The sequence below is a fragment of the Streptomyces gossypii genome (assembly GCF_025165795.1).
Taxonomy (GTDB): domain Bacteria; phylum Actinomycetota; class Actinomycetes; order Streptomycetales; family Streptomycetaceae; genus Streptomyces; species Streptomyces gossypii.
The window spans coordinates 466,565-487,399 of the sequence record NZ_JAJAGO010000004.1 but is presented as its reverse complement, the minus strand read 5'-3'; the positions used below and the strand labels follow the sequence as shown (position 1 = coordinate 487,399).

General features: G+C 70.8%; 16 protein-coding genes, 2 tRNA genes and 1 pseudogene. 9 read left to right on the top strand and 10 right to left on the bottom strand.

Annotated elements, in window-relative coordinates; translation table 11 throughout:
- Window positions 1-47 precede the first annotated feature (47 nt).
- Window positions 48-677, top strand: a pseudogene (locus tag LHJ74_RS11325) (response regulator); the annotation flags it as partial.
- Here LHJ74_RS11325 and pepN (LHJ74_RS11320) read toward each other — a convergent pair.
- Window positions 643-3,366, bottom strand: coding sequence for an aminopeptidase N (gene pepN, locus LHJ74_RS11320; RefSeq protein ID WP_260217780.1), 2,724 nt, complete (start codon window positions 3,364-3,366; stop codon window positions 643-645). The pseudogene LHJ74_RS11325 and the gene pepN (LHJ74_RS11320) sit on opposite strands and share 35 nt — an antisense overlap.
- A gap of 346 nt (window positions 3,367-3,712) precedes the next feature.
- Between pepN (LHJ74_RS11320) and LHJ74_RS11315 the strand changes: the two genes are divergently transcribed.
- Window positions 3,713-5,461: a TIGR03767 family metallophosphoesterase gene (locus tag LHJ74_RS11315; protein WP_260217779.1), complete on the top strand. Its 1,749-nt coding sequence runs from the start codon at window positions 3,713-3,715 to the stop codon at window positions 5,459-5,461.
- 1 nt (window position 5,462) lies between these two features.
- Here the strand turns inward: LHJ74_RS11315 and LHJ74_RS11310 are convergent, their stop codons facing one another.
- Window positions 5,463-6,551, bottom strand: coding sequence for a hypothetical protein (locus tag LHJ74_RS11310; protein WP_260217778.1), 1,089 nt, complete (start codon window positions 6,549-6,551; stop codon window positions 5,463-5,465).
- Window positions 6,552-6,721: 170 nt separating this feature from the next.
- Window positions 6,722-9,328: an aminopeptidase N gene (gene pepN, locus LHJ74_RS11305; RefSeq protein WP_260217777.1), complete on the bottom strand. Its 2,607-nt coding sequence runs from the start codon at window positions 9,326-9,328 to the stop codon at window positions 6,722-6,724.
- A 195-nt stretch (window positions 9,329-9,523) separates the two neighbouring features.
- Here pepN (LHJ74_RS11305) and LHJ74_RS11300 point away from each other — a divergent pair, with 195 nt between their 5' ends.
- Window positions 9,524-10,153, top strand: a complete 630-nt coding sequence (locus LHJ74_RS11300; protein WP_260217776.1) for a mycothiol-dependent nitroreductase Rv2466c family protein — start codon at window positions 9,524-9,526, stop codon at window positions 10,151-10,153.
- Window positions 10,154-10,315: 162 nt separating this feature from the next.
- Here LHJ74_RS11300 and LHJ74_RS11295 read toward each other — a convergent pair whose 3' ends face one another.
- Window positions 10,316-10,966, bottom strand: a complete 651-nt coding sequence (locus LHJ74_RS11295) for a superoxide dismutase (protein ID WP_260217775.1) — start codon at window positions 10,964-10,966, stop codon at window positions 10,316-10,318.
- A 128-nt stretch (window positions 10,967-11,094) separates the two neighbouring features.
- Window positions 11,095-12,543, bottom strand: coding sequence for an amino acid permease (locus LHJ74_RS11290; RefSeq protein ID WP_260217774.1), 1,449 nt, complete (start codon window positions 12,541-12,543; stop codon window positions 11,095-11,097).
- Between the two features lie 249 nt (window positions 12,544-12,792).
- Here LHJ74_RS11290 and LHJ74_RS11285 point away from each other — a divergent pair, with 249 nt between their 5' ends.
- The 3 genes from LHJ74_RS11285 to LHJ74_RS11275 all read left to right on the top strand — a co-directional run bounded on the left by LHJ74_RS11285 (window position 12,793) and on the right by LHJ74_RS11275 (window position 14,854).
- Entirely contained in the window at window positions 12,793-13,392 is a 600-nt protein-coding gene (locus tag LHJ74_RS11285) for a biotin transporter BioY (RefSeq protein ID WP_260217773.1), read from the top strand.
- A gap of 47 nt (window positions 13,393-13,439) precedes the next feature.
- Complete coding sequence (locus tag LHJ74_RS11280; protein ID WP_260217772.1) at window positions 13,440-13,922, top strand: ribose-5-phosphate isomerase; 483 nt, start codon at window positions 13,440-13,442, stop codon at window positions 13,920-13,922.
- A 110-nt stretch (window positions 13,923-14,032) separates the two neighbouring features.
- Window positions 14,033-14,854: an Fpg/Nei family DNA glycosylase gene (locus LHJ74_RS11275; protein WP_260217771.1), complete on the top strand. Its 822-nt coding sequence runs from the start codon at window positions 14,033-14,035 to the stop codon at window positions 14,852-14,854.
- A gap of 130 nt (window positions 14,855-14,984) precedes the next feature.
- Here LHJ74_RS11275 and LHJ74_RS11270 read toward each other — a convergent pair whose 3' ends face one another.
- Window positions 14,985-16,157 carry a S1 family peptidase gene (locus LHJ74_RS11270; RefSeq protein WP_260217770.1) on the bottom strand — a complete coding sequence of 391 codons (1,173 nt, stop codon included), beginning with the start codon at window positions 16,155-16,157 and terminating at the stop codon, window positions 14,985-14,987.
- A gap of 315 nt (window positions 16,158-16,472) precedes the next feature.
- On the opposite strand from LHJ74_RS11270, the gene LHJ74_RS11265 reads away from it, so the two are divergent.
- A complete protein-coding gene (locus tag LHJ74_RS11265) occupies window positions 16,473-17,630 on the top strand; it encodes a PP2C family protein-serine/threonine phosphatase (RefSeq protein ID WP_260217769.1) in 1,158 nt (385 codons plus the stop codon).
- Window positions 17,631-17,818: 188 nt separating this feature from the next.
- On the opposite strand, the gene LHJ74_RS11260 is transcribed toward LHJ74_RS11265, so the two are convergent.
- The 3 genes from LHJ74_RS11260 to LHJ74_RS11250 all read right to left on the bottom strand — a co-directional run bounded on the left by LHJ74_RS11260 (window position 17,819) and on the right by LHJ74_RS11250 (window position 19,715).
- A complete protein-coding gene (locus tag LHJ74_RS11260) occupies window positions 17,819-18,235 on the bottom strand; it encodes a PIN domain-containing protein (RefSeq protein WP_260217768.1) in 417 nt (138 codons plus the stop codon).
- 2 nt (window positions 18,236-18,237) lie between these two features.
- The gene (locus tag LHJ74_RS11255; protein WP_260217767.1) at window positions 18,238-18,456 is read right to left on the bottom strand and encodes a type II toxin-antitoxin system VapB family antitoxin; all 219 of its coding nucleotides are present in this window, start codon (window positions 18,454-18,456) and stop codon (window positions 18,238-18,240) included.
- A 107-nt stretch (window positions 18,457-18,563) separates the two neighbouring features.
- Window positions 18,564-19,715 carry an acyltransferase family protein gene (locus LHJ74_RS11250; RefSeq protein ID WP_260217766.1) on the bottom strand — a complete coding sequence of 384 codons (1,152 nt, stop codon included), beginning with the start codon at window positions 19,713-19,715 and terminating at the stop codon, window positions 18,564-18,566.
- Window positions 19,716-20,259: 544 nt separating this feature from the next.
- On the opposite strand from LHJ74_RS11250, the gene LHJ74_RS11245 reads away from it, so the two are divergent.
- On the top strand, window positions 20,260-20,454 hold the full coding sequence (locus LHJ74_RS11245; RefSeq protein ID WP_260217765.1) for a hypothetical protein: 195 nt from the start codon (window positions 20,260-20,262) through the stop codon (window positions 20,452-20,454).
- Window positions 20,455-20,507: 53 nt separating this feature from the next.
- On the opposite strand, the gene LHJ74_RS11240 is transcribed toward LHJ74_RS11245, so the two are convergent.
- A tRNA-Gly gene (locus LHJ74_RS11240) sits at window positions 20,508-20,581 on the bottom strand.
- 102 nt (window positions 20,582-20,683) lie between these two features.
- On the opposite strand from LHJ74_RS11240, the gene LHJ74_RS11235 reads away from it, so the two are divergent.
- Window positions 20,684-20,760, top strand: a tRNA-Pro gene (locus tag LHJ74_RS11235).
- Window positions 20,761-20,835: the final 75 nt, after the last annotated feature.

Sequence of the window (20,835 nt, the reverse complement as noted above, 5' to 3'; positions counted from 1 at the left end):
GATGGGCACCGGACCGGCGGGATGCGGACGGTGAGGGGGCGGTGAGGATGAACAGGCTGCGGGTGCTCGTGGTGGATGACCACGCGGTGATGCGTGCCGGGGTGGTCGCACTGCTGGCCCCGGAGAGCAGCATCGAGGTCGTCGGCGAGGCGGGCGACGGCAGGGAGGCGCTCGGCCTCGTGGAGCGGCTCGCCCCGGACGTCGCCCTCGTCGATCTGCGCATGCCGGTCCTGGACGGCGTCGCGACGACCGCCGAGATCGTCGCCGGGCATCCCGAGACCCGGGTGCTCATCCTCACCACGTACGACACCGACGCCGAGATCGAACGGGCCGTCGAGGCCGGGGCCATCGGCTATCTGCTCAAGGACACCACCCGGGAACAGCTCGTGGAGGCCATCCGGTCGGCTCACCGGGGTGAGACGGTGCTGGCGCCCCGGGTTGCCGAGAAGCTGGTCGCACGGATGCGGCAGCCCGCGGTGGCGGCTCTGACCGCCCGCGAGGCCGATGTGCTGAACGCGGTGGCCGACGGGCTCACCAACGCGGAGATCGGCCGTCGCCTGGTGATCGCCGAGGCCACGGTCAAGACCCATCTGCTGCGCACCTTCGCCAAGCTGGACGTGAGCGACCGGACCCGTGCCGTCGTCATCGCCCTCGAACGCGGGCTCCTGACGCGGCCCCAGGGCCGGCCGGCGCCGGCCCGGAGCCCCGCCCGCGCCCGCCGCCCCCCGCACAGACCGCGCGGCGGCCCCTGTCCCTGCCCGCCGCCGCGTCCGCGGACTGCGCGCGCAGCGCACGGTCGACCCCGTCACGGGATTCGACGACCAGCCGCCGCAGCGCCGCGCTCGGCTCCGCGGTGGCGAGCCAGGCGTCCGTCGCCTCCAGAGTCGACATGCGCACCTGGGGGGACGGATAGAGGCCGATGGCGATCTGCTGCGCCATCTCGTGGCTGCGTGATTCCCAGACGCCCTTGAGAGCCGCGAAGTACTTCGCGGTGTACGGGGCGAGCAGCTCGCGCTGATCAGTCTGCACGAAGCCGGAGATCACCGCCTCCTGCACGGCGTTGGGCAGCTTGTCGTCCTCCACCACCGACGCCCACGCCTCCGCCTTGGCCTCGGCCGTGGGCCGTGCCGCGCGGGCCGCGGCGGCGTGCCGCTCGCCCGCCGAGGTCGCGTCCCGCTCCAGCTCCGCCGCGATCTCCTTCTCGTCCGCGCGCCCCATCACCACGAGCCGCAGCAGCAGCGCCCAGCGCAGCTCGGTGTCGACAGCCAGACCGGCGACGCCGGCCGAGCCGTCCAGCAGCCCGGAGAGCAGGCTCAGCTGCTCGTCCGACCGCGCGGTCGCCGCCAGGGCACGCGCCCAGGCGAGCTGGTGGTCGCTGCCGGGCTCGGCGTCCAGCAGCCGTTCCCGGGTGGCCTCGGACCAGCGGGCCAGCCCGGTCGTACGCCATTCCGGCGCGGCGTACAGCTCCAGGGCGAGCCGCACCTGGCGGTGCAGCGTCTGGACCACCCCGATGTCCGACTCCTTTCCGATGCCCGAGAGCACCAGGTCGAGGTAGTCGCGGGTGGGCAGCTCGCCGTCCCGGGTCATGTCCCAGGCGGAGGCCCAGCACAGCGCGCGCGGCAGGGACTCGGTGAAGTCGCCCAGGTGCCGGGTGACGTTGGCGAGCGACTCGGGGTCGAGCCGGACCTTGGCGTAGGAGAGGTCGTCGTCGTTGAGCAGGATGACGGCCGGGCGCGGGCGGCCGGTCAGCTGCGGCACCTCGGTCAGTTCGCCGTCGACGTCCAGCTCGATCCGGTCGGTACGGACCAGCTTGCCGTCCACCAGGTCGTACGTCCCCACCGCGATCCGGTGCGGGCGCAGCACCGGGGAGCCGGTTGCCCCGGCGGGCAGCGGGGGAGCCTCCTGGCGGACGGCGAAGCGGGTGAGGACACCGCCTCCTTCGCCGGCGCCCGCTCCTTCGCCGGCCTCCGTCTCGACAAGCGGCCGCAGCACGTTGATGCCCGCGGTCTCCAGCCACGCCTTCGACCAGGTCTTCAGATCCCGGCCGGAGGTCTGCTCCAGCGCGCCGAGCAGATCGGGGAGCTGCGTGTTCCCCCACTCGTGCTGCTTGAAGTAGTGCTGCACGCCCTCGAAGAACTCGTCCATCCCCACATAGGCGACGAGCTGCTTGAGTACGGAGGCACCCTTGGCGTAGGTGATGCCGTCGAAGTTGACCAGCACGTCGTCCAGATCACGGATCTCCGCCATGATCGGGTGGGTCGACGGCAGCTGGTCCTGGCGGTAGGCCCAGGTCTTCATCTGGTTGGCGAAGCTGGTCCAGGAGTGCGGCCACCGGCTGCCGGGGGCGTACGCCTGGCAGGCGATGGAGGTGTAGGTGGCGAAGGACTCGTTCAGCCACAGGTCGTTCCACCACTCCATGGTGACCAGGTCGCCGAACCACATGTGCGCCAGCTCGTGCAGGATCGTCTCGGCGCGCGTCTCGTACGCGGCGTCGGTCACCTTCGAGCGGAAGACGTACTGGTCGCGGATGGTCACCGCGCCCGCGTTCTCCATCGCCCCGGCGTTGAACTCCGGCACGAAGAGCTGGTCGTACTTGGCGAAGGGATAGGGGTAGTCGAACTTCTCCTGGAACCAGTCGAAGCCCTGCCGGGTGACGGCGAAGATGTCCTCCGCGTCCAGGAACTCGGCGAGCGAGGGGCGGCAGTAGATGCCCAGCGGCACGCTGCGCCCGTCGTCACCCTCCCAGCTGCTGTGGACGCTGTGGTACGGGCCCGCGATCACGGCGGTGATGTACGAGGAGATGCGGGGTGTGGGCGGGAATCGCCAGACGTTCCCGGTGTCCCCCGCGTCGGCGCCCTGCGCCGGGGCCGGGGAGTTCGAGATCACCGTCCAGCCCTCGGGGGCCCGCACGGTGAACCGGAAGGTGGCCTTCAGGTCCGGCTGCTCGAAACTCGCGAAGACCCGTCGCGCGTCCGGTACCTCGAACTGCGTGTACAGATACGCCTGCTCGTCCACCGGGTCGACGAAGCGGTGCAGGCCCTCGCCCGTGTTGGTGTACGCGCAGTCCGCGACGACGCGCAGCTCGTTCGCCCCCGCCGCCAGGCCGCTGAGCGCGATGCGCGAGTCGGCGAAGACCGAGTCCGCGTCCAGCGGATGACCGTTCAGCTCGATGCCGTGCACGGTCGGGGCCACCAGGTCGATGAAGGTGTCCCCGGCCTCGGCCGCGTCGAAGCGCACCGTGGTCTCCGAGCGGAACGTCCCTCCCTCCTGCGCGTTACTCAGATCCAGCTCGATCTCGTACGCGTCCACGGTCAGCAGCCGCGCGCGCTCCTGTGCTTCCGCGCGGGTCAGATTCGTCCCAGGCACCTGTTATCTCCCTTTCCTGCACCCTTCGGCACTTTTGAGCGCGTTTCCGGGAAACCCGCCCCGGCCATCCTTCCATGCGGCGCGTGGGCGCAGGTGAGACCTCCCCAGGACCTGCCCGTACGTCGTCCGCGTGCGTCCGGCGGCCCCGGGTGAACTGCGGGTGAGCGGAAGCGCTCCGCGCGGGGAGCGGTACGTGGCGGCAGCGAAGACCGGTGATCCAAGAACGGTGATGGGTGTCGGGCGTTCCGGCGCCGTTAAAGCGCAGGCCATCCCCGCTGCCAAGCATCCCGAGTGGGTGGGAACCACCCCGCCCGCACACCTCGTGTTCGCAGTCGGGAGACCCCGCATGTCCCGTAGGCACCCGCCGGACGGCCCTCCGCGCCACCCCTTCCCCCACCGCTTCCCCCACCGCTCCGAGAGCCCCGCCCTCGACCGGCGCACCCTGCTCACCACCGTCGGGGCGGCCGGTGCGGCGGCCGGACTCGGTTTCGCCGTCGGCCCGGGTGGCGGCGAAGCCGCCGGGTCCGCGCCCGCTGCGCGCGGTGCCGTGGGTTCCCACCAGCTCCCGGCGGCCGCTGCCGCCGTCCGGCCCTCCCGTGCCCAGACCACGCTGAACGCGGTCGCCGCACCGAAAGGCGCCTCCGGCTACCGGGGGCTCGGCAGCGGGCCCGGCTGGCAGCGGGTCGTCCGCACCGAGCTGGCCGCCCCTTCCGGGGCGCGGGCCGAACGGCGGACCGCGCTCACCTCGTTCGTGCAGCTCACCGATCTGCACCTGGTGGACGTCCAGCACCCGCTGCGCTACGAGTACCTGCGCGCCGAGACCGCCAGCGCCTGGCGCCCGCAGGAGGCGCTCTCGGTGGCCGGGGCGGTCTCCCTGATCGAGCGGGTCAACGCCCTGCGCGGCGGCCCCGCCACGGGCGCCCCGCTCTCCTTCGTGATGACGACGGGCGACAACACCGACAACAACTGCCAGGCGGAGCTGGAGTGGTACCTCACCGCGATGAGCGGCGGGCGCATCACACCGAACACCGGCGACGCACAGGCGTACGAGGGCGTCCAGGACAGTGGCCTGAAGCTCTACTGGCAGCCGGAGTCCGCCCTCCGCGACGCCGACAAGCAGCTCGGATTCCCCCGCCTCGACGGTTTCCTGCGCGCCGCACTGCGCGAGGTCAACAGTCCGGGCCTGGCCCTGCCCTGGTACTCGACGGTCGGCAACCACGATGTGCTGCCCGGCGGCTGCTACGCGCCGGGTGACAGCTTCTTCGCCGACTTCGCCGTCGGCGACAAGAAGCTCTTCACCCTTCCCCGGGCCGAGGGCGCCGCCGTCTGGAAGCGAGTCCAGGACGGACTCGACCCCAAGGGGGAACGGTTCCGGGAGATGCTGCGCGCCCACCGACGCGAGCTGCGTACCGTCACCAGCGATCCGGGGCGGGCGCCCTTCACCCCGCGCGAGTATCTGGCGGCCCACCTCGAACCCCGCTTCACCGGTCCCGGCCCGGTCGGCCACGGCTACACGGAGGCGAACCTCGCCGAGGACCGGCTCTACTACTCCTTCCGGATATCCGACAGCGTCTTCGGCATCAGCCTCGACACCACCCGGCCCGGCGGCCACTACCAGGGCGCCCTCGGCGCGGACCAGCTGCGCTGGCTGGAGCGGGAGCTGAAGCAGCACCGGGACGACTACGTGCTCGTCTTCAGCCACCACACCGGGACCTCCACCCCCGAGGGCGGTGCCGAGCTGATCTCCCTGCTCAAGCGCAACCCGCACGTTCTGGCCTGGATCAACGGGCACAGCCACCGGAACACCGTCACGGCCCACGGCACCTTCTGGGAGATCACGACCGCCTCGCACATCGACTTCCCGCAGCTGGCGCGCACGATCGAGCTTGCCGACAACGGGGACGGCACGCTCTCACTGTTCACCACGCTCATCGAGTCGGCGGCCCCGTACGGCACCGACCCCGACGACCTCTCACAGACGGGCCTGGCGGCGCTGTACCGCGAGCTCGCCTTCAACGCGCCCGGCAGGCGTACGGCGCTGGAGGGCGACCCGGGAGACCGCAACACCGAACTGCTGCTGCCGAAGCCGCACTGACTCAGTGCGGCAGCACCATGACATACGCCGGGGGCTCACGGTCGTCGGCGGCCATCAGCGCCGTCCGTACCACCGCGGCCTGCTGCCGCGGCGAGGTGCGCAGCTTCTCCGGGGTCAGCGCCAGGACGGTGATCCCGAGCCGCTCCAGAACCTCGCGCCGGCGCGCGTGCTCCGCCCGGCGCGCTTCCTGGCCCGGCAGCGGCGTGCGAGTGATCTCGACGGCGACGGCCTCCTCGGGCCAGTACGCGTCCAGGGTGCCCAGCACCGGACCGCCGGGGAGCCGCAGGCCGACGTTCCAGCAGGGGTCGGGGAGCCGGTGCAGGCGCACCAGCGCGTACAGATCCCCCTCCGCGTCCGCACGGTCCTCGACGAGGAGGTTCTCGACGGCCTCCGCCACCCTCGGAAGCTCCAGCAGCCCGGCCCGGTCCAACTCCCGTACGGCCGCTGCCGCCTCGCAGCGCCGTCCGCGCACCGCCTCGGTCAGCAGGCGGCGGGCCAGGGCGGCATCCGGCAGCCCGGCCACCGGGTCGGTCAGTCCGGCCACGGCGTCGGCGAGCGCGCGGGCGACCGGGGCCACCGGCAGTCCGGTGATCTGCTCGGCCCGGGGCATCACCTGGGCGCGCACGATGCGCGCGAAACCCGAGGAGCGGAGCCTGCGGACGCGGGGGAGCAGCACGTCGAGGTGTTCCAGCGCGGGCAGCGACGGGGCGGTGGCGAAGCCGTGCAGGGCGAGCGCGGCGAGTCCGGTGATCTGGGCCTCCGGTGCGGACGGCGCGGGCGGTACCGGTGCCGGGCACCGGTCCGGGCCCGCCTGGGCGGGGATCGGCTGCCCGGCCGCGTACAGCAGGGCGGCACACAGCCGTTCCTCGCTGGTCGGCGGCCCTTGGCCGAGCAGATAGACACCCGGTAGCAGCATCCGCCAGGGGCCGCCGGGGCGGCAGCGTTCGGTGGCCTCGGCGGCGGACACGCCCTGCTCGCGCAGGGTGCGGCAGTGGAGGATCTGGCGGCGGGCCTCGGACGGCGGACCAGGCGGCCCCGGCGGGCCGAGAGGGCTGGGGCAGAGCGGGGAGGGCGGGGTGTCTGGGGTCATGCCCCCGCGATGCCCGCCCGGCGGCGGGCTCCTAACCACTGTTACAGGGTCGTCGACAAAGCCGGACAACACCGTCCTAAAGTACGGGAGTTCGACTGCCGAGCAGGCTCGCCCTTTCAGCCGCCCCAGCCGCCCCCAGCCGCCGCCCCGCCCGCCCGGCCCTCGCCCGGTCAGCCCGTGGCGTCCCGCGCGTCGCACTGCTGCGCCCGCAGCGCGCGGAGCAGGTCGTCCTGGGCTTCCAGCACGAGCCGCCGCAGCGCGGGCGGTGCCTCGCGGTGCCCGGTCAGCCACCTCTCCGTGGCGTCCGCCGTCTTCTGGTCGCCCTGCTGGGCCGGGTACAGGCCCCGTACGATCGCCATCGCGGTCTCTATCGAACGCGTCCGCCAGATGCCCTCGATCGCCTCGAAGTACCGCGGTGTGTACGGCGCGGTGAGCTCCTGGTGGCCGGGGTGTGCGAAGCCGGAGATCGTCGCCTCCACCAGAGCGTTGGACAGCTTGTCGGACTCCACGACCGAGGACCACGCCGCCGCCTTGACCTCCGGCGAGGGCCGTGCGGCCAGGCAGCGCACCTGGTGCCGCTTGCCGGAGGCGGTGTCGTCGCGGGCCAGCTCCTCCTCCACCTGGGAGGCGCCCAGGGTGCCGTGCGCCACCAGCGGCAGCAGGAAGGTCCAGCGCAGCTCCTGGTCGACCTCCAGCCCGTCGATACGGCCGGTGCCCGCCAGCAGCCCGCGCAGCAGCCGCAGGTCGTGTTCGCTCTCGGCGAGCGAGGTGAAGAAGCGGGCCCATGCCAGCTGGTGGCCGCTGCCCGGCTCGGCACGCCGCAGCTGGGTCAGCGCGCCCTCGGTCAGCTCCCGCCCGGCACTCTCGCGTCCTTCGGGCACGGTGTAGCGCCCCAGGGCGACCCCTGCCCACGAGTGCAGCATCTGGAGCACGCCGACGTCCGTCTCGTCACCCGCGAAGCGCAGCACCAGGCCGAGGAAGTCGCGTGCGGGCATCAGCCCGTCCCGGGTGAGGTTCCACAGCGCGGACCAGCACAGCGCGCGGCTGAGGTTGTCGGTGATCTCGCCCAGGTGGTCGCGCAGGGTCTGCAGCGACGCCTCGTCGAAGCGGATCTTGCAGTAGGTCAGGTCGTCGTCGTTGACCAGGATCAGGTCGGGCCGCTCGGATCCGGCCAGCTCCTCGACCACCGTGCGGTGACCGGTGACGTCCACCTCGGCGCGGGCGTAGCGCACCAGGCCGGAGCCGGCCCTCTCGCGCCGGTAGAGCCCGACCGCGACCCGGTGCGGGCGCAGCACCGGATGCGATTCGGGCGCCTCCTGCAGGACGGCGAGTTCGGTGATCCGGCCGTCGGCGTCGTAGGTCGCCTGCGGAAGCAGCGAGTTGACTCCGGCGGTCTGCAGCCACGCCTTCGACCAGGCGCCCATGTCCCGGTCGGAGGTCGTCTCCAGCACGGACAGCAGGTCGGTCAGCCGGGTGTTGCCCCAGGCGTGCCGCTTGAAGTAGCGCCGTGCGCCCTCCAGGAAGGCGTCCCGGCCCACATAGGCCACCAGCTGCTTGAGCACCGAAGCGCCCTTGGAGTAGGTGATGCCGTCGAAGTTGAGCTTGGCGTCCTCCAGGTCGTGGATGTCGGCCGTGACGGGGTGGGTGGAAGGCAGCTGGTCCGCGCGGTACGCCCAGGCCTTGCGGCGGTTCGCGAAGGTGATCCAGCCGTCCTCGAAGCGGGTCGCCTCGACAAGCGCCAGGGCGCCCATGAAGTCCGCGAAGGACTCCTTGAGCCACAGGTCGTCCCACCACTCCATGGTGACCAGGTCGCCGAACCACATGTGCGCCATCTCGTGCAGGATGACGTTCGCCCGGCCCTCGTACGACGCCTCGGTGACCTTGCCGCGGAAGACGAACTCCTCCCGGAAGGTGACACAGCCGGGGTTCTCCATCGCGCCGATGTTGTACTCCGGCACGAACGCCTGGTCGTACTTGCCGAACGGGTAGGGGAAGTCGAAGTTGTCGTGGAAGAAGTCCAGGCCCTGCTTGGTGATGAGGAAGATGTCGTCGGCGTCGAAGTGCCGGGCCAGGCCCTTGCGGCAGAGCGCGCCGAGCGGGATCTCCAGCTCCGTCCCGTCCTCGGACACGCGCCGGTAGCGGTCGGTGACGTAGTGGTAGGGGCCCGCGACGACCGTGGTGATGTAGGTCGAGATCGGCTGGGTGCGGGCGAAACTCCACACCAGGGCGTCGCCGTCGGCGGTGGTGGGCTCGCCCTCCCGCTCGCCGTTGCTCAGCACCGTCCAGTGCGCGGGGGCGGTCACGGTGAAGTCGAACGGCGCCTTGAGGTCGGGCTGTTCGAAGTTGGCGAAGACCCGGCGTGCGTCGGCCGGTTCGTACTGGGTGTAGAGGTAGACCTCGCCGTCCTCCGGATCGACGAAGTGGTGCAGGCCCTCACCGGTGCGGCTGTAGGCGCAGCGGGCATCGATGACCAGTTCGTTCTCGGCGGCCAGGCCGTCGACGGTGACGCGGGTGCCGTCGAAGGCGGTGTCGGGGTTCAGTGCGCGTCCGTTCAGCGTCACCGAGTGGACCGACGGGGCCACCAGGTCGACGAAGGTGGCGGCGCCCGGCTCGGCGCAGCGGAAGCGGATGGTGGTCGTCGAACGGAACGTCCGCTCCGCCCCCTCCGGGGCCGGAGCGAGCGCGGACCGCAGGTCCAGCGCGACCTCGTACCCGTCCACGTCCAGCAGCCTGGCACGCTGCCGCGCTTCGTCGCGGGTCAGATTCTCACCGGGCACGACGTGACTCCCTTGTCTCGCGTCTGATTCTGGTAGCGCGCACACGCCCGATCTCGGATTCCGGACACCGGACACCGCAGATCAGCATCGCACGCGGGCCTCGTGGCGCATACACGGGGAATGGCCCCGCCAGCGCGTACGTTGCTCCGGCACAGTGGATGTCATTGGCCGGCTTACGCATAGGAGAGCGCGAAAATGTCCGACAAGACCCCTGTCGACTTCTGGTTCGACCCGATTTGCCCTTGGGCGTGGATGACCTCCCGGTGGATGGTGGAGGTGGAGAAGGTCCGCGAGGTCGAGGTCCGCTGGCACGTGATGAGCCTGTCGGTGCTGAACGAGCCGAAGATGGACGAGATCTCCCAGGACTACCGGGACATGCTGACGCGCGGCTGGGGTCCGGTCCGCGTCTGCATCGCCGCTGAGCGGGAGCACGGCGGCGAGGCCCTCGGCAAGCTCTACGAGGCGCTGGGCACGCGCTTCCACAACAAGGGCCTGGGGCAGTCACGCGAGGCCATCGCCGCCGCACTCGGGGATGCCGGGCTGCCCGCCGAGCTGGTGGACGCGGCGGATTCCACGGATTACGACACCGAGCTGCGCGCGTCACACAAGCGGGGCATCGACCTGGTCGGCCAGGACGTGGGGACTCCGGTGATCGCGGTGCCCGGCGCGGATGGCGAGCAGATCGCCTTCTTCGGGCCGGTCGTCACCCCGGCGCCCAAGGGGGAGGCAGCCGCACGGCTGTGGGACGGCACGCTGATGGTGGCGTCGACGCCGGGCTTCTACGAGCTGAAGCGGACCAGGGACGCGGACCCGCAGTTCGACTGAGGCGCCGCCCGTCGGAGGCCGGCCCCCGTGTGTCACGTCCACACGGGGGCCGGCCCTTTCCGCCGCCTGCCCGTGAACGGTGAGAAGACGGTCACGAGGGCAGGAGATACCGGCCTGCGGGCCTGCGGGCCTGCTGGGCTCCGGGCTCGCCGGGCTGCGGGCCTACCGGGCTGCGGGCGCCAGCAGCAGCACGTCGGCGCGCTCCCTGGCGGCCCGGTAGCGCCGCGAGACGTCCTGCCAGTCGACGACCCGCCACATGGCCTCGACGAAGTCCACCTTCTGGTTCCGGTACTGGAGATAGAAGGCGTGCTCCCAGGCGTCGAAGACCAGGAGCGGCACCGACCCCTGGCCGACGTTCCCCTGATGGTCGTAGACCTGCTCCACGACCAGCCGCCCGCTCAGCGGTTCGTACGCCAGCACGCCCCAGCCGGAGCCCTGGGTGGTCGCCGCGGCCTTGGACATCTGCGCCTTGAACCGGGCGAAGCCGCCGAAGGATTCGGCGATCGCGTCCGCCAGCTCGCCGGTGCCGTCCTGCTCCAGCGGCTCGCCGCCGCCGTCACCCGCCATGTTCCGCCAGTAGATGCTGTGCAGGATGTGCCCGGACAAGTGGAAGGCCAGGCTCTTCTCCAGGCCGTTCACCGAGCCCCACTGGTCCGTCTCCCGCGCCTCCGCCAACTGCTCCAGGGTGTCGTTCGCCCCCTTCACATAGGCCGCGTGGTGCTTGTCGTGGTGCAGCTCGATGATCTCGCCGCTGATGACCGGCTCGAGCGATGCGTAGTCGTACGGGAGCTCCGGCAGTGAGTAGGTCGCCATGCTGTTTCCCTCCGGGCCGATCCTTATTGCAACTTACTTGCAGGAGCACGCTAGCAGCAAGAGGGCATGCGAAAGCGGGGTGGCACGGGCTTGCCGGGCCACCCCGCTCGGTTCGGTCCGAGTCCGGCTCAGCTCGCCGGCTGCTCCGGTTCGCCGGACGAGCGGCGGGCCGTCGCCCGCTGACGGACGACACCGATCGCCGCCAGCGACGCCGTCAGCCCCGCCGTGAAGTACAGCTGCGTCCGCGTGTTGTCCTCCCGCAGCATCAGCAGCAGGATCGCGGCGATGGCGGCCAGCGATACCCAGGTCAGCGCCGGGTACAGCCACATCCGCACCACCAGCTTCTCGGGAGCCTCCCGCTCCAGGACGCGCCGGTTGCGCAGCTGTGCACACGCGATGAAGCCCCAGACCACCAGCACCGCCGCGCCCACCATGTTCAGCAGCCAGGTGAAGACCGTCTCCGGCCACCAGTAGCTCAGCAGCACCGCGAAGAAGCCGAAGGCGGAGGAGGCCAGGACGGTACGGCGCGGGACGCCCTTGGAGACCCTGCTGAAGAAGGCGGGTCCCTCACCCCGCGCCACCAGCGAGTAGGACATGCGCGAGGCGCCGTAGATGTTGGCGTTCATCGCGGAGAGCAGCGCGATCAGCACCACCACGTCCATCACCTCGGCGGCGGCCGGGATGCCCAACTCGTCCAGCGCGGCCGCGTACGGTCCGCCCGCGACCGCCTTGTCGTCCCAGTCGACAAGGGTGACGATCACCAGCATCGAGCCGACGTAGAAGACCGAGATCCGCCACATCGCCGTACGCACCGCCTTGGCGACGCCGCGCACCGGGTTCTCGGACTCGGCGGCGGCGATGGTCACCGTCTCCAGGCCGCCGTACGCGAAGACCGAGGCGAGCAGCCCCACGATCAGGCCGTCCGTCCCGTTGGGGAAGAAGCCGCCGTTCCCGGTGAGATGGGAGGTCCCCGGCGGTTCGGTACTGGGCAGCAGGCCGAGGACGGCGAGGAGGCCGAGCACCAGGAAGGCCACGATCGCGAGGATCTTCACCGCGGCGAACCAGAACTCGTACTCGCCGTAGTTCCGCACCGAGGTGAGGTTCGTGCCGCAGAAGGCGAGCATGAACAGCGCGACCCACATCCACGACTCGGTTCCCGGGAACCAGCCCGTCATGATCTCCGCCGCGCCGATCCCCTCGACCGCGATGGCCACGCACAGCAGACCCCAGAAGATCCAGCCCACCGTGAAGCCCGCCCACGGTCCTATCGCCCGCTCGGCGTGCACGGAGAACGACCCGGAGGCCGGATTGGCCGCCGACATCTCGCCGAGCATCCGCATCACGAGCATGACCAGCAGGCCGGAGGCGGCGTACGCGAGCACGATGGACGGTCCGGCGGCCGCGATGCCCGCGCCCGAGCCGACGAAGAGCCCGGCCCCGATGACCCCGCCGAGCGCGATCATGGACAGGTGGCGCTGCTTGAGGCCGTGGGTCAGAGCGCTGGGCTCCAGGGCCGCGCCGGGGCCGGAAGGAGGTTCCGCGGAATTGCCGGCGGAGTGTTTGTCGGTAGCCGTCATAAGTGGGGGGAGCCGTTCCGTGGGGGTCGGAAGAGAGCGGGTCGAGGGTGGAACAGAGCATTCCAGTTCGGCACAGTGTCGGCAGCGCAAGACGGGCGGGGCAACACCGATGTGACTCATCACACCCCGGGGTTTCCGCCCGGACGGACCCAGTGTCACCAAGCTCACGCGACGATCGAGGAGATCACCGCCCGAGTCCGTTAGCGTCGGACGGTCCCCGCACCGTCCCGTCCCCGAACCGGAGTCCCGATGAGCATCCAGGTCACCACCATCCGCCCCGGCGCCGTCCTCGCCGACGTGCTGCCCGCCTCCAGCGCCGGCCGCGCCCGGGCCCGCGACGCGGTCCTCGTCCTCGGCGGAGCGGCACTGACCGGGGTGGCCGCACAGATCGCCGTCCCGGTGCCGGGCTCCCCGGTACCGGTCACCGGGCAGACCTTCGCCGCGCTGCTCGTGGGCGCCTCGATGGGCGCGCGCCGCGGCTTCCTCTCGCTGGCGCTGTACGTGGTCGCCGGTGTCGCCGGGATGCCGTGGTTCTCCGAGACGCAGTCCGGTGCCTCGTTCCCCTCCTTCGGTTACATCCTCGGCATGCTGATCGCCGCGACGGTCGTGGGCGCGCTGGCCCGGCGCGGCGGCGACCGCGGCGTGTTCCGTACGGCCGGGACGATGGCCGCCGGGATGGCGATCATCTACGGCGTGGGAGTGCCGTACCTCGCGCTGGCCACGGGTATGACGGCGGGCGAGGCACTCTCCGCCGGTCTGGTGCCCTTCCTGATCGGTGACGGGCTCAAGGCGGCGCTGGCGATGGGCGCGCTGCCGGCGGCCTGGAAGCTCATCGGCGGGCGCGACTGAGCACCGGGCCGACCAGCCGCCGTCCGAAGTCGAATTAGACTCCCTCCATGCGCGTCTACCTCGGCTCCGATCACGCCGGCTACGAACTCAAGAACCACCTCGTCGAATGGCTCAGGTCGGCGGGCCACGAGCCCGTCGACTGCGGGCCGCACATCTTCGACGCCCAGGACGACTACCCGCCGTTCTGCCTCCGCGCCGCGGAGCGCACCGCCGCGGACGCCGAGTCCCGTGGCATCGTCATCGGCGGCTCCGGCAACGGCGAGCAGATCGCGGCGAACAAGGTCCGGGGGGTGCGCTGCGTGCTCGCCTGGAGCGAGAAGACGGCCGCGCTCGGCCGGGAGCACAACGAAGCCAACGTGATCAGCGTCGGCGCCCGGATGCACACAACCGACGAGGCGGTGAGCTTCGTGGAGACCTTCCTGAACACGCCGTACTCCGGCGAGGACCGGCACACCCGGCGGATCGAGATGCTCTCCGCCTACGAGGCGACCGGCGACCTCCCGCCCATCCCGGCCCACCACCCGGCCTAGGCCGGGTTCCGAAGGTTTCGCCTGGCCCGCGGCGCCGCGGGCCTTACCGGCGCGACTTCCGGAACACGCCCAAGGGCCGGTCGAGCCCGCACGCCTCCCGGAGGGGAGCCATGCCCGAGGGGCACACGATCCACCGACTGGCCGCCGACCACCAGCAGACGTTCGGCGGCCGCTCCGTGTCCACGTCCAGCCCGCAGGGCAAGTTCTCCGACGGGGCCGCGCTGCTCGACGGCCATGTGCTGCGGGAGACGGACGCGCACGGCAAGCATCTCTTCCTCGGCTTCGGAGAATCCGCCGAGGCCGTCGGCTGGGTGCACATCCATCTCGGCCTGTACGGCACCTTCCGCTTCGGTACGGGCCCCGCGCCCGCGCCGGTCGGGCAGATCCGGCTGCGTCTCGCCACCGGGGAGGCGTATGCCGATCTGCGCGGCCCCACCCGCTGCGGGCTGATCACCGGGGACGAGAAGCGGGCCGTCGCCGACCGCCTCGGCCCCGACCCGCTGCGGACCGGGGACGACCCCGACCGTGCCTGGGCCCGGATATCGCGCAGCCGGACCACCATCGCCGCCCTGCTGATGGATCAGAAGGTCGTCGCCGGTGTGGGCAACGTCTACCGTGCCGAGGTGCTCTTCCGGCACGGTATCGACCCGTACCGTGCGGGCCGTGACCTCGCCCGCACCGAATGGGACGCCCTGTGGGCGGACTTGGGCATGCTGATGCGGGAGGGTGTTCGAATCGGCCGGATCGATACAGTGCGGCCGGAGCACACCCCCGAGGCCATGAGGCGCGCTCCCCGGGTGGATGATCACGGCGGGGAGGTCTACGTCTACCGTCGCGCCACGATGCCGTGCCACCTCTGCGGCGGCGAGATCCGCACCGCCGGTCTCGCCGCCCGCAATCTCTTCTGGTGCCCGAGCTGCCAGCACCGCTGACGGTGCCGGGCTGCCTGGCAGCACACCTGCTCCGGCCGAGGTCCTCGGTGAAGACCTCGGCCGGAGCGGGTCGGTGCCCCTGTCAGGCGCGATGCCCGTCAGGCGCGATGCGGGTCAGGCGCGGTGCGGGTCAGGCGGTGTGCAGGGTGAGGCCGTACCGGTTGAGGATCTCGTTCACCGGCTGGTGCCAGGTCTCGCCTCCGCTGCTGCAGTTGCCCCAGCCGCCGGAGGTCACGCCCTGCGCCTGGTCACCGCTGATGAAGGAGCCGCCGGAGTCGCCGCCTTCGGCGCAGGCGCTCGTCTTCGTCATCTGGTGCACCGCGCCCTGGCTGTAGTTGACGGTCTCGTTCTTGGCGAGAACGCTGCCGCAGCGCCAGTGCGTCGTGGAGCCGGAGCGGCATATCGAGGCGCCCACGGGAGCCTCGTTGGAGCCGCGGACCAGCTGGTCGGGGATGGTGCCCCAGCCGAGCACGACGGGGACGGTCCACCACCCGTTGCCGACGCTGACCCAGGCGTAGTCGTTACCGGGGAAGGACGATCCCTGGAACGCGCCGATCGAGGAGCCGTCCCAGCCGCGGACCGCCGAGCCGGTACCGCCGCAGTGCCCGGCTGTCACGAAGCCGCCGTGTACCGAGAAGCCGATCGAACAGCGGACGTTGCCGGTGTAGTACGGGTCGCCGCCCACGGTCCCGGCCGCGAAGGTCTCCGGCCGCGCGGCGATCTCCTCGACCTGGACGGGCCCGGTGCGACGGGCGCGGTCGAGGAAGGCCCGGACATCGTTGTCACGCCGCTCTTCGGCGACCACGTTCACCACGACCCGGTTGCCGCTCGGGTCAACGTGCCAGCTGCTGACGCCGGAAGGGGCCGGGAGCGCGTCGATCTTCTCCTTGACGCCGTCCAGGTGCCGTGCCGAGTGGGTCACCAGCGTGGTCTCGGCGCCCGTCGCGCGGACGGCCTCGGCCTGGTCCCGGTCCGTGACGGCCACGGTCAGCTTTCCGCTGGCCGCGTCGAACCAGGAGCCGCCGAAGGACTCTCCCGCGGCGCGTACCGCCTTCCCCTCGAGGGCGGTGGCGGTCTTCTCGGCGGCCAGGCGCTCCTTCGCCTGACTCTTCGTCAGGCCAAGATCCTGCTGCATGGCGGTGAGCAGGCCGGGGGAGGCCGGCGGTGTGGTGGCGGGGGAGGAGGGCGCGGTCGGGGAGGCGGGGGGCGGTGCGGCCGCTGCCGGGGCCGTGCCGAAGGCCGCCCAGCTGCCCAGGAGGAGTAGTGCGGATATTCCGGTGCGCAGACTCGTCGTGCGTCTCAAGGTACTTGACCCTTCAGTCGTTCCAGCTTTTCCGGGGGTGTGGAACAGGTCGTACGAGAGCGCTCTCATAGAGGCATCCGACTGGAGGGTAACGGGAAAGAATCAACAGGTCCATGCCAATGACCGCAATGCCGGCTCGCACCCGCGCGCCTTCGGACACGCCGCCGCGTACGCCCGGCGCCCGAGGTTCGCAGTCGGGGCGCCTACGTCACCGGAGGCCGAGGCGGCGCACTCCGCGTGGCGTCCGCGTGCCGAACACCTCGCACCACCCCGGGAATCGACGTGCGAGTGGAGGTGTCGATAAAGTTCCAGAGCATGGCGGCACGTCGAGCGGACTCCGCTCCCCAGGCGGCCCGGACGCTCAAGGCGCACAAGGCGTGGCACCGGGTCCGCACAGGCATGCGCAGATCCGCCGTCGACTACTTCCGGGGCGGCGGTTCCGACTGGATCGCCCTCGCCGCGCTGCTGCTCACCGTGCCCGCCCTGACCTGCGCCACCATCTTCCAGCCGCTCTGGTGCCCGCCGGAGGCGCTGGTCCTGCCGGTCATCGCGGGCGGCCTGCTGCTGCGCCCCGCCAGCCTGCTGGCGCTGTACGCCGCCGCGGCCGTCGGGCTGATGGTGGCGGCCGCGGCGCTCGCCCCGTACGGCGACGGCGCGGGCCGGGTCACCCCGGGCACCATCCTGGTGGTGGCCGCGGTCGGGCTCTCCGGGCTGCTCGTCGCCCAGTTCCGCAGCCGGGTGGGCGTGCCCTGGCGCCGCGGCGGCACCATGCTCTTCGACCTGCGCGAGCGCATCCGGGTGCAGAGCAAACTGCCGCCTGTGCCGAAGGGTTGGCACCGGGAGATGTCGCTGCGTCCGGCGGGCGGGCAGTCCTTCTCCGGCGACTTCGTGGTGGCCGCCCGCACCGGGCACGACAGCCGCACCCTGGAGGTCGTCCTCACCGACGTCTCCGGCAAGGGCATGGACGCGGGCTCCCGCGCGCTGCTGCTGTCGGGTGCCTTCGGCGGACTGCTGGGCTCGCTGCCCCCGCACGCCTTCCTCCCGGCGGCCAACGGCTATCTGCTCCGCCAGGACTGGGACGAGGGCTTCGCCACCTCCGTCCATCTGGTGCTGGACCTGGACACCGGCGACTACGAACTCTTCTCGGCCGGTCATGTCCCGGCCCTCCAGCGCGCCGGCGGCACCGGGCGGTGGGAGGAGAAGTCGGGCGAGGGCCCGCTGCTGGGCATCTACGACGGCGGTCAGTTCGACCCGGTCAAGGGGACCCTGCGGCCCGGCGACGTGCTGATGCTCTTCACGGACGGGCTGATCGAGACCTCCGGGCGCGACCTGTCCGAGGGCATCGACCGCCTCACCGGGGAGGCCGACCGCTATGTGATGTCGGGCTTCGCGGGCGCGGCCTGGCACCTGATCGAGTCCGTCGCCAAGGACGTCAACGACGACCGCGCGCTGCTGCTGATCTGCCGCGACTAGTGCGGCGCACTGGGGCGTGTTGGAGAGGTCCCGCCTGTCTCGCGGGGTCTGGCACGCACGCTCGCTGCGTTGTCCGTCGTCGGCGCAGCCCGCTGCGCTCTCCTCCCTCCGCCTTGCGATCGCACGCACCGGACCCCGCGAGACCCGCCCTCCGGGCGGCCGGCGCTACTTCTCCAACACGCCCCAGGTCACGGGCCGACCGCGTTCACGTTTCTCTCGCGCAGGTCGATGAGGAGCCGCGCGGCCGCAGCGAAATCCTTGTCGTCGTGGAGCACGACGAGTCCGTGGTGCACCGCTGTCGCGCAGACCAGCCAGTCGACCACCGAGAGACTCCGGTGCTGTCCGTGCCTCGCCAGCCGGTACTGGGCCGCCTCGATCCACGACCACGCGGTCTTGGGAACGGGCGCGTCCGGGTAGAGGTCGCCGAACATGTCGGTCATCTCGTCGAACTCGCGGAGGTTGCGTGCTGAGCGTCTGAACTCCGAGCGCTGTGGCTGACAGGAGCCGACCGCTCCCTCATCGATCTCGTGTCCCCACGCGTCATTCAGCCCGGCGTCGCGCTGCATGCGCCAGACCGCCGCTGAGTCGGCGAGGTAGCGGAGCATGGTCAGGCTGCGCCCTTCGCGTCGGCCTGCGGCCCCAGGGAAGCCCCCTCGTCCCAGTCTGCGGCGTTGCGGAAGTGCCGCAGGCGCGCTTCGGTCCGCCGCCGGCGTTCCGCGTACTCGCGCAGGGCGAGGTTCACGGTCTCCTTCTTGGTGCGGGCCCCGGACAGCCGCATGGCGTCGGCCAGGGCCTCGTCATCGATGTCGATCTGTGTCGCCGCCATGACCCCTCCTATGTGGGTAACCTTTGAAGGTAATGTATCAAGCATGGCGGCAACGCCCGGTCAACGCCGTGGGTAACCGGACGACGGCACTCGGGGAGCGGGCGGGATCAGCGGTCGACTGGCTCGCGCTTCCGGGCGCGGTCCTTGGCCTTCGCGACCGCGTCCTCCTTGAAGAACCACTCCATCTTCGGCTCCAGCACGGGGCGGAAGAGCCGCTGAACGAATGTCGTACACAGCACGGTCATCATCGCCATGGCGATGAGGGTGATGAGGACTCGGCTGAACGGATGATCGACCCAGTCCATCTCGTACCAGTCGAACTCGCGCGAGAGCTTGATCGGGTAGATGTGCAGCAGATAGGCGTAGAGCGTGCCGCCGCCCAGCGCGGTGAACCACATCCGGCGGCGCGGCACCCAGGCGAGGAAGCAGGCGGTGAGGACGATGGCGCAGCCGAACAGCGCCAGATACATCGTCGCCCCCACCCAGGAAGGCACCCCCATCTCCTCGGCCGACTTGTCGTGCAGGAACCACGCCTTGTCCATCCGGGGCACGGCCCAGTAGGCGAAGACCAGCGTCAGCACGCTGACCGGCACCGCCGCCACCCGCATGGACCGGCGCTTGGCGATCTCGAAGTGCTCCGGGCGCAGTTGCAGACCGAGGACGAAGAACGGCAGGAACTGGAAGACACGCATCAGGTTCAGGTCCTCGCCGATGCTGGGGGTGACGCTGGCCCCCAGCGCGACTGCCAGCGAGACCGGCACCGGCCACCGCATGCTCTTCCACAGCGGGGTGGTGATACGCCAGACGAACAGGGCGACGAGGAACCAGAGGGCGAAGCCCGGCTGCTGGTAACTGAACTCGCGCTCGGGGTTGTCGGCCCAGCGCATGAAGAAGGTGTAGACGGTCTCGAAGACCAGATACGGCACCACGACGCCGGTGACCAAGCGCTGGAGCTGACCCGGCCTGCCCGTGAAGGAGCGGGAGAGGTAGCCGGAGATGATGATGAACGCCGGCATGTGGAAGGTGTAGACGACGTAGTAGAGGGCTTCGGCGGAGCGGCTGTCGGCGCGCAGAGGGTCCCAGGCGTGCCCTATGCCGACCAGGAGGATCGTCAGGTACTTCGCGTTGTCGAAGAAGGGATCACGTTGCTTCGCCCCGGACTCGGCGTCCGGCTGGGGCGGCTGGTCCGCAGACGTGGGGGGAGGCGTCTCAGGGCGGGCCGGGGGGAGCGGGGCCCGCTCATAACGAGCGTGCAACATCTGCAGCACGATAGCTGTTCGACGGGGGCGGAGTAAATTCTGCTGCTGCCCGTTTCGCGTTTCGCTCGGCTCATTCGAGGGGCCCTGCGGACGGGCAGGCGAATGTCAAGAGGCGGATGTCTTTTTTGTGGTGCTTCGGGGTGATTAAATGGGGCATATGCAGGGCTGATGCGGTTAGTGGAACGATCTATTCCGCAACGAATCGGTGATTCTGCGGGCGCGGGGCACAAGGTTGTTCGGGATATCGGTAATGGACTTCGTTGCATGCTGCATTCACGCGGAAGAAATACGGGGGCCGGATTTGCTTCGGGCGTGTCGCGTGTTTTCCGAATGGAGCACGGCGGATCACCCGGATCGCCGCTGGCCGGCCGTGCCCGCAGGTCTCGCCAGGAGGGGCCGAGTGGCATCCCGGCGTGCCACCCGGCTCCATCTCCGGGGGAGTTGGTGGCACGATGGTTGCGGGCGGGGGTGTCAGTGGCGTCGAGTTCAGTGGCGGCAGGCTCCCGGGCCGGGTGAGGCGTTCCGACCGAGGGTGTGATCAGTTGTGGCCATTTCACTGTCTGTGGTGCTGCTGTTGGGGATCATCCTGGTGGTGATGGTCCGAGGCGGCAACATAAAGGCCGGGCCCGCTGTCGTCGCGGTGCTCTTCGGCTTCTTCCTGGCCTCCACCGGCGCGGCGCCGACCATCAACGACACCATGGACTCGATCGCGAACGCGATCAACGACATCGACTTCTGAGGCGGGACGGCCTTCCGGCCCTGCCCCTTGGCGGGGCCGGGCCGGATTCCGGCTGGAGCGGGCGACGGGAATCGAACCCGCGTAGCTGGTTTGGAAGACCAGGGCTCTACCATTGAGCTACGCCCGCGTGCGCCGCTTCCACGGCCGGTCGGAGTCTATCCGGACCGAACCCGTGGACCGTTGCGGCACGGTGTGCATCGTACGGCATGTACGCTACGTGTCGCACCGACGGGGTGTGGCGCAGCTTGGTAGCGCGTCCGCTTTGGGAGCGGAAGGTCGTCGGTTCGAATCCGGCCACCCCGACCACGTACTATGAGAGACACGCGTGCCTGTGTCGTGTCCGCATACTCGTGTCGCATACGGGGCGCACCGTCAGAAGTA

What these genes read in the sequence shown, in the direction of transcription:
- LHJ74_RS11315 (WP_260217779.1), top strand. Translation starts at nt 3,713, where the DNA reads ATGTCCCGTAGGCACCCGCCGGACGGCCCTCCGCGCCACCCCTTCCCC.
- LHJ74_RS11310 (WP_260217778.1), bottom strand. Translation starts at nt 6,551, where the DNA reads ATGACCCCAGACACCCCGCCCTCCCCGCTCTGCCCCAGCCCTCTCGGC.
- LHJ74_RS11300 (WP_260217776.1), top strand. Translation starts at nt 9,524, where the DNA reads ATGTCCGACAAGACCCCTGTCGACTTCTGGTTCGACCCGATTTGCCCT.
- LHJ74_RS11295 (WP_260217775.1), bottom strand. Translation starts at nt 10,966, where the DNA reads ATGGCGACCTACTCACTGCCGGAGCTCCCGTACGACTACGCATCGCTC.
- LHJ74_RS11290 (WP_260217774.1), bottom strand. Translation starts at nt 12,543, where the DNA reads ATGACGGCTACCGACAAACACTCCGCCGGCAATTCCGCGGAACCTCCT.
- LHJ74_RS11285 (WP_260217773.1), top strand. Translation starts at nt 12,793, where the DNA reads ATGAGCATCCAGGTCACCACCATCCGCCCCGGCGCCGTCCTCGCCGAC.
- LHJ74_RS11280 (WP_260217772.1), top strand. Translation starts at nt 13,440, where the DNA reads ATGCGCGTCTACCTCGGCTCCGATCACGCCGGCTACGAACTCAAGAAC.
- LHJ74_RS11275 (WP_260217771.1), top strand. Translation starts at nt 14,033, where the DNA reads ATGCCCGAGGGGCACACGATCCACCGACTGGCCGCCGACCACCAGCAG.
- LHJ74_RS11265 (WP_260217769.1), top strand. Translation starts at nt 16,473, where the DNA reads ATGGCGGCACGTCGAGCGGACTCCGCTCCCCAGGCGGCCCGGACGCTC.
- LHJ74_RS11260 (WP_260217768.1), bottom strand. Translation starts at nt 18,235, where the DNA reads ATGCTCCGCTACCTCGCCGACTCAGCGGCGGTCTGGCGCATGCAGCGC.
- LHJ74_RS11255 (WP_260217767.1), bottom strand. Translation starts at nt 18,456, where the DNA reads ATGGCGGCGACACAGATCGACATCGATGACGAGGCCCTGGCCGACGCC.
- LHJ74_RS11250 (WP_260217766.1), bottom strand. Translation starts at nt 19,715, where the DNA reads ATGTTGCACGCTCGTTATGAGCGGGCCCCGCTCCCCCCGGCCCGCCCT.